The 14,148-nt window shown below is 60.4% G+C and carries 10 protein-coding genes; 7 read left to right on the top strand and 3 right to left on the bottom strand.

Annotated features, from left to right (window positions below; genetic code table 11):
* Positions 1 to 37: 37 nt before the first annotated feature.
* From CUJ84_RS27820 to CUJ84_RS27805, 4 genes are all read left to right on the top strand, one after another.
* On the top strand, positions 38 to 1,147 hold the full coding sequence (locus tag CUJ84_RS27820; RefSeq protein ID WP_105008853.1) for an ABC transporter ATP-binding protein: 1,110 nt from the start codon (positions 38 to 40) through the stop codon (positions 1,145 to 1,147).
* A gap of 1 nt (position 1,148) precedes the next feature.
* Complete coding sequence (locus CUJ84_RS27815; protein WP_105008852.1) at positions 1,149 to 2,057, top strand: ABC transporter permease; 909 nt, start codon at positions 1,149 to 1,151, stop codon at positions 2,055 to 2,057.
* A 70-nt stretch (positions 2,058 to 2,127) separates the two neighbouring features.
* Complete coding sequence (locus tag CUJ84_RS27810) at positions 2,128 to 2,898, top strand: ABC transporter permease (protein ID WP_105008851.1); 771 nt, start codon at positions 2,128 to 2,130, stop codon at positions 2,896 to 2,898.
* Positions 2,899 to 2,931: 33 nt separating this feature from the next.
* The gene (locus CUJ84_RS27805) at positions 2,932 to 3,990 is read left to right on the top strand and encodes an extracellular solute-binding protein (RefSeq protein WP_105008850.1); all 1,059 of its coding nucleotides are present in this window, start codon (positions 2,932 to 2,934) and stop codon (positions 3,988 to 3,990) included.
* A gap of 49 nt (positions 3,991 to 4,039) precedes the next feature.
* On the opposite strand, the gene CUJ84_RS27800 is transcribed toward CUJ84_RS27805, so the two are convergent.
* The 3 genes from CUJ84_RS27800 to traA form a co-directional block, all read right to left on the bottom strand.
* The gene (locus CUJ84_RS27800) at positions 4,040 to 5,281 is read right to left on the bottom strand and encodes an aminotransferase class I/II-fold pyridoxal phosphate-dependent enzyme (RefSeq protein ID WP_105008849.1); all 1,242 of its coding nucleotides are present in this window, start codon (positions 5,279 to 5,281) and stop codon (positions 4,040 to 4,042) included.
* Positions 5,282 to 5,405: 124 nt separating this feature from the next.
* Positions 5,406 to 6,089 carry a winged helix-turn-helix transcriptional regulator gene (locus tag CUJ84_RS27795; RefSeq protein WP_105008848.1) on the bottom strand — a complete coding sequence of 228 codons (684 nt, stop codon included), beginning with the start codon at positions 6,087 to 6,089 and terminating at the stop codon, positions 5,406 to 5,408.
* Positions 6,090 to 6,861: 772 nt separating this feature from the next.
* Positions 6,862 to 11,493, bottom strand: a complete 4,632-nt coding sequence (gene traA / locus CUJ84_RS27785) for a Ti-type conjugative transfer relaxase TraA (RefSeq protein WP_105008846.1) — start codon at positions 11,491 to 11,493, stop codon at positions 6,862 to 6,864.
* Between the two features lie 221 nt (positions 11,494 to 11,714).
* Between traA and CUJ84_RS27780 the strand changes: the two genes are divergently transcribed.
* From CUJ84_RS27780 to traG, 3 genes are read left to right on the top strand one after another with little or no spacing between them, the layout of a single operon-like run.
* A complete protein-coding gene (locus tag CUJ84_RS27780) occupies positions 11,715 to 12,002 on the top strand; it encodes a TraC family protein (protein ID WP_105008845.1) in 288 nt (95 codons plus the stop codon).
* Entirely contained in the window at positions 11,992 to 12,231 is a 240-nt protein-coding gene (locus tag CUJ84_RS27775; protein WP_105008844.1) for a conjugal transfer protein TraD, read from the top strand. Before CUJ84_RS27780 ends, CUJ84_RS27775 begins: the two co-directional genes overlap by 11 nt.
* Positions 12,222 to 14,135, top strand: coding sequence for a Ti-type conjugative transfer system protein TraG (gene traG, locus CUJ84_RS27770; RefSeq protein WP_105008843.1), 1,914 nt, complete (start codon positions 12,222 to 12,224; stop codon positions 14,133 to 14,135). Before CUJ84_RS27775 ends, traG begins: the two co-directional genes overlap by 10 nt.
* Positions 14,136 to 14,148: the final 13 nt, after the last annotated feature.

Below are 14,148 nucleotides of genomic sequence, written 5' to 3'. Positions count from 1 at the left end.
AATGCGTGGCAAAGCACGCAAATGAGGAGATATCATTTTGATAGGTGCGCCAGTTTTCATCGATCGCATAGGCAAGGTCTACGGCAGCCAGATTGCCGTTGGCGCAGTGACCCTGGATGTTCCGGCAGGCGAATTCCTGTCGATCCTCGGTCCGTCCGGATCGGGCAAGACGACGCTTCTGACAATGATCGCCGGTTTCGAAAGCCCGTCTGCCGGACGCATCATCATCGACGGGCGCGATGTCACCGCCGTATCGCCCGATCGCCGCAATATCGGGATGGTCTTCCAGCGTTATGCCTTGTTCCCGCATCTGACCGTTGCCGAAAACATCGGCTTTCCCCTGAGGATGCGCGGCATCCGCAAGGACCTCAGAGCAGAACGGGTTGGCCGGGCGCTCGACCTCGTCCAACTCCCGGACTATGCCAAGCGCTATCCCCATGAACTCTCCGGCGGCCAGCAGCAGCGGGTGGCTGTCGCGCGAGCAATCGTGTTTGAACCGCCTGTTCTCTTGATGGACGAGCCACTCGGGGCGCTGGACAAGAAGCTGCGCGAGTCCATGCAGATCGAGATCAAGCAGCTGCAGCGGCGCCTCGGTGCAACCGTCATCTACGTGACGCACGATCAGGAGGAGGCGTTGACGATGTCCGACCGGATCGCCGTTATGGCCAAGGGGCAACTCGCGCAGCTCGGAACCCCGGCGGACCTTTACTGTAATCCGCAGAGTGCCTTTGTCGCCGATTTCATCGGCAAGATGAACTTCCTGACGGGAGAATTCCTGGGCGAGACCGCTGGCCGCCAGACGATCAGACTGGGTGACGACGTGGTCATTGATACGCCCGGTGCTGCCCATGGTTTCGAGGGTTCGGCAAAGATAGGTGATCGCGTTCGGCTCGCGCTACGGCCCGAGCGCCTTGGCCTTGCAGCGCGTGGCGCAGGGGGACAGAACGCCCTCCCCGGCCGGATCGAAACGTCGGTCTTTGCAGGCTCCTTCGACCTTCATCTCGTTCGCTCCGATTTCGGAAGCGGAGAGATCATTCAGGTCCAGATCCCTGCCGATGGAAAGCGGGTTCCCTTTGCAATGGGAGCACTCGTGGATGTCATCGCCGAACGCGACGGCCTACGGCTCTTTGCGGTTGCGGAGGCATGAAATGACCATGACAGTCGATAATTTGCCCCTTGCACCAACCCATCCAGCAAGCTGGATTTTCTCAGGCTCGGCGCGCCAGTATTCGCATGCGCTGACGTTCCTGCTTATTGCGCCGTTGATGCTCTTGCTGGCCGGAGGCTTCATCTATCCGATTGGGCGGCTCGTCTCTCTGAGCCTAATGGCGCCTGGATTCACGCTGGAGCATTACGAGCGGATCGTCACCGAGCCACTCTACATTGAAGTCCTGCTTCGCACGTTGCAAACGGGTGCAATCGTAACAGTGGCGAGCCTGCTGCTCGGATATCCGGTTGCCATTCTCATGGCGCGTGCCAAAGGCAGGATGGCGATGATCGCATCGGCCGCGGTGTTCGTGCCATTATGGACCTCAGTGCTGGTGCGATCCTATGCCTGGATCGTGCTGCTGCAGCGAAACGGCATTGTTAACGGTCTGCTGATCGAGAGCGGCCTCATTGGCACTCCATTGAAACTTATCTACACCGAAGGCGCGGTGATCCTTGCGATGACGCATGTTCTCATGCCCTTCATGATCCTGCCGGTCTACAACGTTCTTCGCACTATTCCTGCCGAGTACGCCCAAGCCGCCCGCAATCTCGGCGCCGGCCCGATTGACGCGTTTCTGCGCGTGACCTTGCCGCTCAGCTTGCCTGGAATCTTTGCCGGATGCGTCATGTGCTTCATTCTGGCGATCGGTTTTTATATCACGCCGGCACTCGTCGGCGGGCCTGGAGCATTGATGATGGCAACACTGATCGGCCAGCAAACCACCGTTCTGCTTGACTGGCCATTTGCCGCAGCGCTCGCGACCGTCCTTCTGACCACGACGCTGATCTTTGTCCTTGTGTTCCGCAAGGCGCTTTCCGTTAGCAAAGGAATGAACAGTGTCAATTGAGCCCGCAGTCACCGCCTCATTCGCCCCCTCTCCCGTCAACAGCACCCATCGGCCTTACGGCAAAGCGGGATTGCGGCTCCTTGGGGGTTTCCTGATCGGAGCAATCCTGTTCTTCCTGGTTCTGCCGACGTTGCTCGTCATCCCGATTTCGCTGAACGACAGCAGCTATATCGAGTTCCCGCCGAAGGGCCTGACGCTTCGCTGGTATATCGACTTTCTATCTGATCCGGACTGGCGCGCAGCAACGATCTTCAGTCTGCAGATTGCGCTGGCGACGACGGTCGCTTCGACGGTTATCGGCACATTGGCCGCCATCGGGCTCGTTCGCGGCAATCTGCCGGGAAAGACTCTTCTGCAGGCATTGTCGCTGGGGCCAATGATCGTTCCCCATGTTGTCTTTGGCGTTGCCCTTTATCTGGTTTTTTCCCCGCTCAGCCTGACCGGCAATTTCTCCGGTTTCCTGATCGCGCACACCGTACTTGCTGTTCCCTACGTGATTATCACCGTGTCGGCAGCACTCGAGCGCTTCGACACGTCACTCGAGCTTGCCGCGCTGAATTGCGGGGCAAGCCGGAGCCGCGCCTTTTTCAGCATTGTGCTTCCGAACATCGCGCCGGCGGTGGCTGCGGCTTCGGTCTTTGCGTTTCTGGCGTCGTTCGATGAGGCAACAGTCGCCTTCTTCATTTCCGACACTGGCGGAAAAACGATCAGCCGCAAGATGTTCGAGGACATCGATTTCAATCTCACCCCTGTCATAGCGGCGGTTTCGACGCTGCTCGTCGCGGTATCGCTGCTGCTCATGGGGACCATTCATCTCCTTACCGGCCGCGGGGAGGATTAACGTGATCATATCAATCGGACAGAGGAACGACCGATGAAAAAGCGAAAAAAGATCAAGCCTTTGCTGTTTGCGGCTTGCCTCATGCTTGCTGGCGCGGGTGCGGCGCAAGCCGAAGAGCAGGTGGTCATTGCGACCACCGGTGGCGCCTACGACGCGGCGCTTCGAAAGTTCTGGTTCGAGCCGTTCACCGAAAGGACCGGCATCAAGGTTGTATCGGTCGCGGCAACGAATGCCGAGATGCGGGCGAAAGCTGCGGCCATGGTCAAGACCGGCAACGTGACCTGGGACCTTTACCCGGACGGCGAGATCCAGGCGAGCGCTGAAGCGCATCGGCTGACATCTGAAGATCTCACTGAGTTCTGCAAGTCTTTCCGGGGCCGGCCAGACCTGGTCGAGGATGCCTGCGTCAGTGCCGGGGCAAGGCTTTTTTCGACCGCAACGCTGATGGCCTACGACCCGACTGCCTTCAAGGATGGGAATCCGTTGAGCTGGGCCGATATGTGGAACCAGACAAATTTTCCCGGTGGTCGCTCGTTTCCAAATTTCGACGATCCGTGGCGGGTCATGGCTGCCGCGCTCCTCGCCGATGGTGTTCCGCGCGATAAACTCTTTCCGCTCGACGTCGATCGCGCCCTCAACAAGCTCGACGAGATTCGCCCGGCGATATCGCTCTGGTGGAAGACCGGTGATCAGAGCGTTCAGGGGTTTCGCAACGGCGACTACAGCATCGGGCAGATCTGGCTGACGCGCGCAAATACACTGAAGGCGGAAGGACGCCAGATCGCCTGGTCCAAGCAGGCGTCGTTCCTCGTCGGCGATCGCTTGACGATCATCAAGGATGCGCCGAACCGCGGAAATGCGTTGAAGCTGATCGGCTACTGGCTTGATCATCCGGAGGCGCAGGCCGGGGTGTGCGACGAACTCCTTTGCACGCCGCCGAGCCGCAAGGCGATCGACTTGATGTCGCCGGCTGCACGCGCGGCACTGCCGAGCGACGAGGACGTCCGGGATTACATCGTCATCCCTGACGCCAAATGGATCAACGACAATGCCGCGATGATGCTCGAGCGTTGGAATGCCTGGATCCGATGACGATCCATCTCCGGGCGGCCTTGCCGCCCGGAGATGTTGAGACGGATCTTTATCCCTTGAGTGCACGGTTGATGGCAGTTGCGACGTCGCGCACTTCGGAAGCCGTGTGGCCGGCAGTCGGGCATATCCGCAGCCCTGCCCTTCCCTTGGCCACTGTCGGGAAAAAGATGGCCGACGTATAGTAACCGGAATCAAGCACCAGTCTGGCAGCGCCGATTGCCGCAAGCTCGTCACCGACGACGACGGTTCTGATCGGGAGTCGGGACCCTGCCTGTGCGGTCGGCACCAGTTCGTCGAAAAGAGAGATGTGTTCTGCGAGTGCCCTTTGCCGCACGCCGAGTTCCGGTGTGCGATGGAGCGACTGAGAGGCGAGGGCTGCGCCGATCGCGGCAACATTGATGGAGGCCGAGAAGGCGTGCGCGAGAGCAAAGCGCCGGAAGATCTCTTCCTGGAACGCCGTTGCGAGCATCAGCATGCCGCCCGACGCTCCGAAGCCTTTCCCGAGCGAGGCTGCGATGATCGTTCGTTCACCGAGACCTTCTGGCATTTGTGAACGGGCAAACCCCTCGCCTCTTTCTCCGAAGATGGATATGCCGTGAGCATCATCGATGTAAAGGAAGAGGCCGTATTGCTTCTGAAGCTCCCGCAACTCCTCGATCGGGGCACAGCCGCCCATGGAATAGACACCGTCGCAAACATAGGCGACCGTCTCGTTCCGGCGGCAAATTTCTTCGAGCGCCTGAAGATCATTGTGGCCTATGGTGCGCACCTCGCATTCCTCGGCAACGACGGGCTTGTTGAAGGCGAGCGTTGCATGCGCGAGACGGTCGAATACCATGACTGGCTTTTTGCCGCCGGTCAGAACACCAGACGCAATCAGCGGAAGCGCGCTTAAATTGGCGGCAAGCACTGTTGTGTAGGTGATAACCCTCGCGCCGAAGAGATCAGAAAGAGCATCCTCGAGGTCTCCGAGGACTGCAAAATTGAGCCGCGTCCGGGCGCAGGACCAGTGCAGTGTTCCGTAGCGCCGAACCGTCTCGATTGCGCCCTCGATGATTGAGGGGTGATTGTCGAGGCCGAGATACGAGCAGCGGACGAAGTCGACGACGCGTTCCGATCGGTGCTCCGAAATCGGCAGCTCCACCGCTCGACCGTCAGACGGATGGACATAGAGGGCCATCAAGCCGTCGAAATGGGCGGCGGCAAAGTGGGGACTCGCGTGGCTGATCAGGCCCGCGGTGTTTCTATGGGATGTTTTCGCGGATCCGGCGCCCGAAGCTGCCTCTTGCATGTTGTGCTCCCAAATGTTCAACGGACTTCACGCTATGCGCGTGATCGTCGTTTATACAACAAAGGCGACAGCAAATTTTTGAGACGTTCCCGTGAAGATGTGAACGTGACGAAGTTCATATGCTTCAGGAGATGTCGAATGCGTATCCTTCCTTCGGCACGGTGCGGATCACATCGCGGCCAAGGACCCGTTTCAATGCACTCCGGAGGCGGCCGATATGAACATCGACTGTTCGCGGCTCGACGAATACCGTCTGTGGCCAGGCAACGGCTATCAGTTCCGCACGGCTGAGAACGCGCCCCGCGTCACCCATAAGGGCACTCAACAGACGAAACTCGATCGGGCTCAGATTGACCGGCGTGCCTCGCACCAGAACACGCCGGCTACTGACGTCCAGCTTCACATCGTCAAATATTGGAACGAGACGGCTAGTCGCCTCGCCAGAGGAATTGCCTATTGCACCGTGAAGGTAGGACAGGAGCCGCTCCGGCGGCATTGGCCTTGTAAAGCTCTCATCCACGTTGGCTTTCAGGATGTCGAGATAGGCGGCCCTTTCGGCAACGAGCGCTATGAGCGTGACGTCGCTGGCAAGTCCCCTTTCCTTCAGAGCCGACACGATATCAGCCAGAATTTGTGAACCCGGCTGGCAGTCGACGATGATGGCTGCAGCGCCGCGTTCCTCTGCGGTCGCCACAGCCTCGTTTGGAATATCGACGAGCACCGTTCTGTATCCGGCACCCTTCAATATGTATGACAGCATCAAATAATAGTCGGCATCCTGGGATACGATCGCCAGAAGTGCGCTCATCGGCTCGCTCCGCCAGCTGCTGACCCCATCATATCTGAGTTTGATATGACAAAACTCTCACCTGATTGCCTCATTGTCGGTGGCACCTCAAGCCTGATTCGTAAATTTTCGCGAAAAGGAATCGCGAAAGCGCTCTCACTGCGGGTATTTTTATAACTTGCGTTTCAGTTTTGTTACAACATAATGTTGAGCGTGAGAAGCACTTCGCACAGAAGCGCATGTTTGCCAGGGACGACACGTGATCGTGGCCCACTCGGTGGGATCGACGTCCGGCATAATTTGATGGCCTGTTTCCGGACGGTAACGGGGCTTTTTAATGCGCGAAATGTTCGAAAGGTTTTCAACCGGCTGCGCCGCGGCCACACCGGATTTTTGGAGTGATGCAGATGTTGGGGACATAAGTACTGCTGTCCGTTCGCTTTACGGACGACATGCGAAAACAGCGGCGGCCTGGTGTGCGATAGGCGCACGCTCCGACGGTCGCTCAGGCGATTTCAGCTTTTGGGTCCGGGTATTCGAGCATCTGGGGACAGAGGAAGTTGTGAAAATCCGAAAACAAGGGCGCGGGTCATAGACGATGAACGTTATGTCGGACGCATTTTCGGTCCGACAGCATTCCGACCCCTATGAATCTGGCCGGCCTTTTAGGTCAGCCGGTTGCGCATCGATCGTGCACGCCGCTCGATAGAAAGCCGTATCGAGGACAGGACGCGTAGCGTCGCAAGAGGTCTCCCGCTGAGCGATGACCACTCCTTTGTCTCCTTCATCGACTTCAGAGATCAATGCTGCGGTTGGTGGTGCGTTGGCGTCGTTCCGAAATGATCTTCTCGCTGCTCTCCATGCGGACGGTCTGCTGCAGAACTTTCAGCCTCTCCTGCATCGCCTCGAAGGCGCGGCGCTGCGCTGGCGGAATGCGGTTGATGAGATCCTTCTCTCCTCGGATGACGGCATTGCGGCCGAAGCGCTCATCGAGCGCGGTGCTGACTGCGGCGAACTCCCGGCGAATGCTGTGATCAAGAGAAGCGGCAGATGCGCTCAGCTTACGGCCGTTGTTCTTCACCTCAACGGTCAAGCGGATGAGCACGTCTTCCGCAGCCTTCGACAGGCCGGGAATGGCGACTGCCATGCGCCGCCGCTCCTCGACAACAGCCTGGCGTTCGGCAGCGAGCACATTGACATAGGCCGAACCGAGCGCGCGCAGGCGAGCCCCGGCTTCAGGCACGGCCTGCACCGCCCCCCTCCGTTCCCGGCCGGAAGCCAGCAGCCGGTCCATCAGGCGATCGGAACCGCGCAATGCGCCGTAGGCGGCCGGATCGTTGGTCACCGCGGTCGCGATGCGCTCGCCAGCAAAACTCTTTTGAAGCAGTTTTTCGATCTTGCCGACGGCGCCGGCTGGATCGCGCCAGATCGTGCTTGCCACCGTCGCCAGCGCGGCGCGCTGCTGGCGATAAAGAGGATCTGAGAGCACACGTGATCGCGCCTCCTCGTCGACAGGGGTCTTGAACTCGGTGACGGCGGCAAGCATGGGCAGCACGGCGGCACTCTCCTTGTCTGCCTCCATCCCCTGATCGGCACTCGCCGCCGCGACGATCTTCGAACGATCCCGCCGCTCGACAAGATGCTGCTCGTCGGCAAAGCGCTTCACCGCCTCGAACAGCCGGGTCAACTTCTCGCCTCTGATGCTCGCGAGGTCTTCCGGCATACGCTCGATCATGTTGCGCTCGGCAACCGCATCGGCCTTCGAGGTAAAAGCGCTCCAGCCGAAGCGGGCGGTGAGCGCCTCGCTGACCGCCTTGACCTCCTGGACGAGCGAGCGATCTTCGGTGGCAATTGCAAAGGCGGTCTTGTAGGCGTCGTCCCCTCCTTGCCTGCGCACCGCCTCGATCTCCGTAAGACGTGCAATCGCCTTTTCGGAGAGCGCTGGGATTGGCAATGACATATGAGTGCGGCGCTGTTGCTCACCGAGATCGAAGCGTTCGCTATTCCGGCGGAACTCGGTGGCATGGGCGCGGGCGAGCGGCAGTAGGTCCGTCAAGGCGGTGATCGCGGCATTTCGTTCGTCGCGTGCCGCACGGCCGTCGACGATGAGATCGGAACCGCGCAGGCGGCCGAGCCGCTCCGGTGCTTTGGCAAGATCGTCGGCAAGCCTGCGCGGTTCGATGCTTGTATCCGATGAAAGCGCGTTCAGGGCGACAAGTGCTGCATCCGGGTCACGATAGATCGTCTCCAACAGCGGCCGCAGGATCGCCTCCCGTTCCTTCCAGGCCGGCGACGCAAGCTGAGCCAGTCGCGCGTCTTCCTCCACGCTCCTGGCGAAGACTGTGACGGGCGGGATCAGATATCGTCCACGAACAACGTCTGCGTCCAAGACGGTTTGCGTTTCGGCCCGTTCCTCGCTATAGGCGACCTGCCGTTCCCGCTCGATCGTGAAGCCGAACGCAACGCCCGCCCGCTCCCAAAGCTTCGCCAGTTGCTCGCGCCTCTCGGCAATCCCGGCCCACCGCCGGGAAAGGCTTCCTTCCACCCCGGCCGTGGCAAGAGAGAGATGATCGAGACCACGGCGCCGCGCGAAGTCGTCGGCATGGGCGCGATAACCCGCCTCGCTTTCAAAATCGAGTGTCGTCGTCTTGGCGCCGGAGCGCGACAGGCGCTCCACCAACTGCCTGAACAGGTCAGGCCGATGGCTTTCCTGCTCGATACGCTCCTGGCGTTCTTCGGCGGTTTCGATCTGCTTGGCGGTCCAGACGTTGCGCTCGACGTCTCTTTCCTCGAACCGCTTCTGGCCGGTTTGTTCGTCGACGGTCGCAACCTTGATCGTCACCCGCTCCACTCCGTCCTTGCGCAAGGTCACCGTGTCGCCCTCGGAGACACCGGCATCCTCCAACGCCTTCGGCAAGCTGACGCCCCAAAGTCGATGGATAGTTCCGTCATCCGTTCCGACGTCGGCATAGGGGCTGTCGTCCGCATCCTCGTCATTCGGCCGGAACTTGGCTTCTCCGGTTTCCACGAGCGCGCCGGTGACGCCGGCAGCATGATCGACATGCGGCTTTCGTCCCCATTCCGGCTTCGCCTCAAAGTCTTCCTTTGCCGCATAGAGATCGGCGCGGTCGCGATGCCGGGTCATCGACACATAGGTCAGGTGCTGGTCCATCATGCCGGTGGCGAGCACAAAGGTTCGCTCGACGGTCGCCCCTTGAGACTTGTGGATGGTCGCGGCATAGCCGTGATCGACATTGCGATAGCTGTCCTCGCTGATGACGACATCACGGCCATTGTCGAGACGGACCGACAGCAGTGTGTCGCCACGTTTGTCGCCGGTGGAAACGACCGTGCCGAGCATGCCGTTCTTCACATGTTGCGGACCGAGACGGGGAGCACGGGGCTCGAGGAAGCGGGCATTCTCCAGGAAGATGATGCGGTCACCGACGGCAAATTCCCGCGCGCCGCGTTCGGTCTGGAAGGCGCGGGTCTCACTGAGCGCGCCCTCGCCCGTCATCACCGATCGCAGCGCCTCGTTCAGACGCTTCACGTCCTGATTGGTGTGGGCGAGTACGAGAAGCTCATCACCGCGGAGACGACCGTCATTGCCTTCGCGGACAGACGTTTCGATTGCCAGTTTGCGCGCTTGGCTCCAATCGGCGACGATCCGATCGATCGTTTCCGCTCGTGTCCCTGCCTCGACCAGGTGGCCATGTCGGGCATAGACATCGAGGCCTTGTTCCACCTCTCCACGCGCAAAAAGCCGTGACGCCTCGCGCGCCCATTGCTGGTGCTGGCGGCGCACACCTGCAAGTTCGGCAAAACCGATCCGCTCGGTGATCGCCCGGAACGCCGCACCCGCCTGGATCGGCTGCAGCTGCATCGCATCGCCAACCAGCACGACCTTCGCCTGCGCTTGCTCGGCAATTTTCAGGACGCGGGCCAACTGCTGCGACGACACCATGCCAGCCTCGTCGATGACAAGCACATTGCCTCGTTCGAGCAACTCGCGTCCATTGGCCCAGGCGAGTTCCCAGGAGGCGAGTGTTCGCGACCTGATGCCAGAACTGTCTTCCAGCCCTTCGGCGGCTTTGCCGGCAAGGGCAGCACCGATCACCCGGCGGCCATCGCTTTCCCACGCTACGCGTGCGGCGGCAAGCAGGGTCGACTTGCCGGCGCCGGCAAGACCGACCACGGCGGCAATGCCATTGTCGCCGGTGACATGACGGACGGCGTCCACCTGCTCCGGATCTAGCTTGAAGGGTTTTTCCGGATCCCGGGCCTCGACGTTTCTGATCGCGGCCGCCACCACCCGATCGGAAACCGCAAATCCGCGGCGCTCCGCCAAAAGCTGCGCCGAATGCGCCATATCATATTCGATGCGAAGGATCGCGCGCGTGGTGAAGACAGCGGGTTCGCTCGCTTTGCCCGTTTCGGCATCGATCTGCTGCGGCTTCAGCATGACCAGCTCGTCCGACGCCATCAGCCGCGCGCGGATATTGGCGAAGACGGCGGGATCGTCGACGTACCGATGCAGCGCCTTGGCGATATCGCGCTCATCGAAGGTCGAACGTTCATTGCTCAACTGCTTCAGCAGGAGCGCAGGATCGGCAAGCAGTAGGTCGGCCATATGCTGGCGCCGGGCAAGATCGGCCGGCGCAAAATGAAGCTCCCTGCCCTTACGGACCAACGCCGCCTTCTCGGGACCGAGATGTGTTTGCGCGATGCCATCAAGGCCCTGTTCGGCATAGGAGCGACCGTCGAGCCGGATCTCGTGGCCGGCAAGCGCCAGATGTCGGTTGGCCGTCTCCGCCCAGGCGATCTTCCACGCTTTCATGGTTTCCTTATCGCCGGCCCAGAGCCTGTAGACGATCCTGCCCTTTGGGCGGTCCGGCGTAACGACCCGCAACGGAGCGCCATCGTCGCCGGTCACCGCTACCTTCTTCTGCCCGAACCCCTCCTCCGTCAGCGGTCTCAGCGTGGTCATCAGATGGATATGCGGGTTGCCGTCCCTGTCGTGATAAACCCAATCCGCGACCATTCCATTCGACGTGAGATTGTCTCGCACGAATTCGCGCACCAGCGCGATGTTCTCGGCCCGCGTCAGTTCCTCCGGCAGCGCGATGATAAGCTCACGCGCCAGCTGCGCGTCTGCCCGTTTCTCAAAGGCGTCGACCGCATTCCAGAGCGCCTCGCTGGCGCCGGCAACGGAACGGCCGTCGATCGCCGTCCGCAGCCAGGTCGGCATCTGGTCCGGCAGGGCCAGTTCCTCATGAACGAGTTCGGAGGCCCCGCCCCTGTAGCTGAAGGACGTACCGGCCTGTTCGTCCATCATCCGGGTGCGATGACGATAGGCGGCGGCCGAGACGATGCTGCGTCCTGCTCCCCTGCTGATCACCTGCGCTCTGACGAACATGATCGCCACTGCCGTCTCCTGATCATCCGAGCACGTCGCGACAGCGACGTATATTGCGCCCTCAAACCGATCGGACCGAAGGGCCGATGCCGCTTTTCTGGAAGGCGGCCATCGGCCGAAGTTCCGTCTGCGACGTTTTGGGTTTTTGCAAAATAGTCTATTTTACTATCGTTTTCTAGATAGTATAATCATCGTCGTAATGACCGCGCCAAATAGGGAAGGAAATAGGAATGGCCGTAAAATCATCGATTTCTGATCTCGATGCACAGATGGAGAAGCTGCGAGAACGTCGACGAAACCTGATAGTTAAATCGGCCGAGCGGTTTGCCCGCGCAGCCACAAAGTCAGGGCTGGCGGAAATGGAGATCGCTGATGAGGAAGTCGAGCGGATCTTCGAAGAGATCGCCGCTCGATTTCGCAAAGAGGAAAAGAAAGGGGCTAGTGGCCCATCTCCTCAAATGCGTCGACCAGCAGTTGGTGGTGTTGGATCGACGTCGGAGGTTTCACATGACGGCTGACCGCAAGAAAGAAGCACGCGAGAAATTCCTGCTCGGCGGCATCGTCGTGAAGGCTGGCCTATCAAAGGCCGACCGGGCGTTTCTGCTCGGTGGCCTCATCGAATTGGCGAGGGTGATAGCGGGATCGGCCGAACATAGGCGGTTGCGCTATATCGGCAGAGAGGCGTTCAGGGCCCCTTGGCTCGATCCTTCTTCGCCGCGCGTCGAGGAGCCCGCCGCATGGCGCTGAAGAGTCGATCGCATCCGAGCCTACTGCTGGTCTTCGTACCGATCACCGTGACAGCGATCACCGTCTACATCACCGGATGGCGATGGACGGCACTGGCCCACGGCCTATCCGGCAAGACCGAATATTGGTTCCTGCGAGCGGCACCCGTGCCGGCGCTCCTGTTCGGGCCACTTGCAGGACTTCTGACCGTCTGGGCGTTGCCGCTGCATCGCCGGCGGCCGATCGCCATCGCCAGCCTCTTGTGCTTTCTCGTCGTCGCCGGATTTTATGCGTTGCGCGAATATGGCCGCCTCGTCCCATCGGTGGAGCGCGGTGTCGTCACATGGAACCAGGCGCTTTCCTATCTGGATCTCATTGCTGTCATCGGCGCCCTGGCGGGTTTTATGGGCGTGGCAGTCGCTGCCCGGATCTCCGTCGTCGTGCCCGAGGCAGTCAAACGGGCAAGGGGCGGAACCTTTGGCGATGCAGATTGGCTCTCAATGGCGGCGGCGGCAAAGCTCTTCCCACCCGACGGTGAGATCGTCGTCGGCGAGCGTTACCGCGTCGACAAGGAAACCGTCCATCAGTTGCCCTTCGATCCGAAGGATCGCAGCACGTGGGGACAGGGCGGCCAGGCGCCACTGCTCACCTACAGCCAAGATTTCGATTCCACCCATATGCTCTTCTTTGCCGGATCGGGTGGATACAAGACGACCAGCAACGTCCTGCCGACCGCACTGCGTTATACCGGCCCTTTGATCTGCCTCGATCCTTCCACCGAGGTCGCGCCGATGGTGGTCGAGCATCGCACCCGCATTCTCGGGCGTGAGGTCATGGTGCTCGATCCGACCAACCCCATCATGGGCTTCAATGTCCTCGACGGCATCGAGCACTCGAAGCGGAAAGAGGAGGATATCGTCGGCATCGCCCACATGCTTCTGTCCGAAAGCCTGCGTTTTGAATCCTCGACAGGCTCATACTTCCAGAACCAGGCGCACAATCTCCTGACAGGACTGCTCGCTCATGTCATGTTGTCGCCGGAATATGCCGGCCGGCGGAACCTGCGCAGCCTGCGCCAGATCGTTTCCGAGCCGGAACCCTCCGTGCTCGCCATGCTGCGCGACATTCAGGAACACTCGGAAACTGTCTTTATTCGCGAAACGCTCGGTGTCTTCACCAACATGACCGAGCAAACCTTTTCGGGTGTCTATTCGACGGCGTCGAAGGATACGCAATGGCTCTCATTGGATAGTTACGCCGCGCTCGTCTGCGGCAACGCCTTCAGGTCGAGCGATATCGTGACGGCCAAGACGGACGTATTCCTCAATATCCCGGCGTCGATCCTGCGCTCCTATCCCGGCATCGGGCGCGTGATCATCGGCTCTCTGATCAACGCCATGGTCCAGGCCGATGGCGGCTTCAGCCGCCGAGCGCTCTTCATGCTCGATGAGGTCGACCTGCTCGGCTATATGCGGGTGCTGGAAGAGGCGCGCGATCGCGGTCGCAAGTACGGCATCAGCATGATGCTGCTCTATCAATCGGTCGGGCAGCTGGAGCGGCACTTCGGCAAGGATGGCGCGACGTCATGGATCGATGGCTGCGCTTTCGCCTCCTACGCCGCAATCAAGGCGCTCGATACGGCGCGCAATGTTTCTTCCCAATGCGGGGAAATGACGGTTGAAGTACAGGGGCGTTCGCGCAACATCGGCTGGGACACGAAAGGCGGCGGCACGCGCAAATCCGAGAGCGTCAATTTTCAGCGCCGGCCGCTGATCATGCCGCACGAGATCACCCAGTCGATGCGCAAGGACGAACAGATCATCATCGTCCAGGGCCATAGCCCGATCCGTTGCGGCCGGGCGATCTATTTCCGGCGGAAGGAGATGGATGCGCAAGCAAAGGCCAATCGCTTCGTGCGGACTTGACGAGCTCACACGT

This window comes from Rhizobium leguminosarum, from assembly GCF_002953715.1.
Classification (GTDB): Bacteria; Pseudomonadota; Alphaproteobacteria; order Rhizobiales; family Rhizobiaceae; genus Rhizobium; species Rhizobium leguminosarum_V.
Note: the sequence above shows the minus strand (reverse complement) of the source record. Positions and strands in the feature narration are given on the sequence as shown.

Coding starts and splice junctions, on each gene's coding strand:
- CUJ84_RS27795 (WP_105008848.1), bottom strand. CDS start 6,089: ATGAGCGCACTTCTGGCGATCGTATCCCAGGATGCCGACTATTATTTG.
- CUJ84_RS27800 (WP_105008849.1), bottom strand. CDS start 5,281: ATGCAAGAGGCAGCTTCGGGCGCCGGATCCGCGAAAACATCCCATAGA.
- traG (WP_105008843.1), top strand. CDS start 12,222: ATGGCGCTGAAGAGTCGATCGCATCCGAGCCTACTGCTGGTCTTCGTA.
- CUJ84_RS27775 (WP_105008844.1), top strand. CDS start 11,992: ATGACGGCTGACCGCAAGAAAGAAGCACGCGAGAAATTCCTGCTCGGC.
- CUJ84_RS27805 (WP_105008850.1), top strand. CDS start 2,932: ATGAAAAAGCGAAAAAAGATCAAGCCTTTGCTGTTTGCGGCTTGCCTC.
- CUJ84_RS27780 (WP_105008845.1), top strand. CDS start 11,715: ATGGCCGTAAAATCATCGATTTCTGATCTCGATGCACAGATGGAGAAG.
- CUJ84_RS27815 (WP_105008852.1), top strand. CDS start 1,149: ATGACCATGACAGTCGATAATTTGCCCCTTGCACCAACCCATCCAGCA.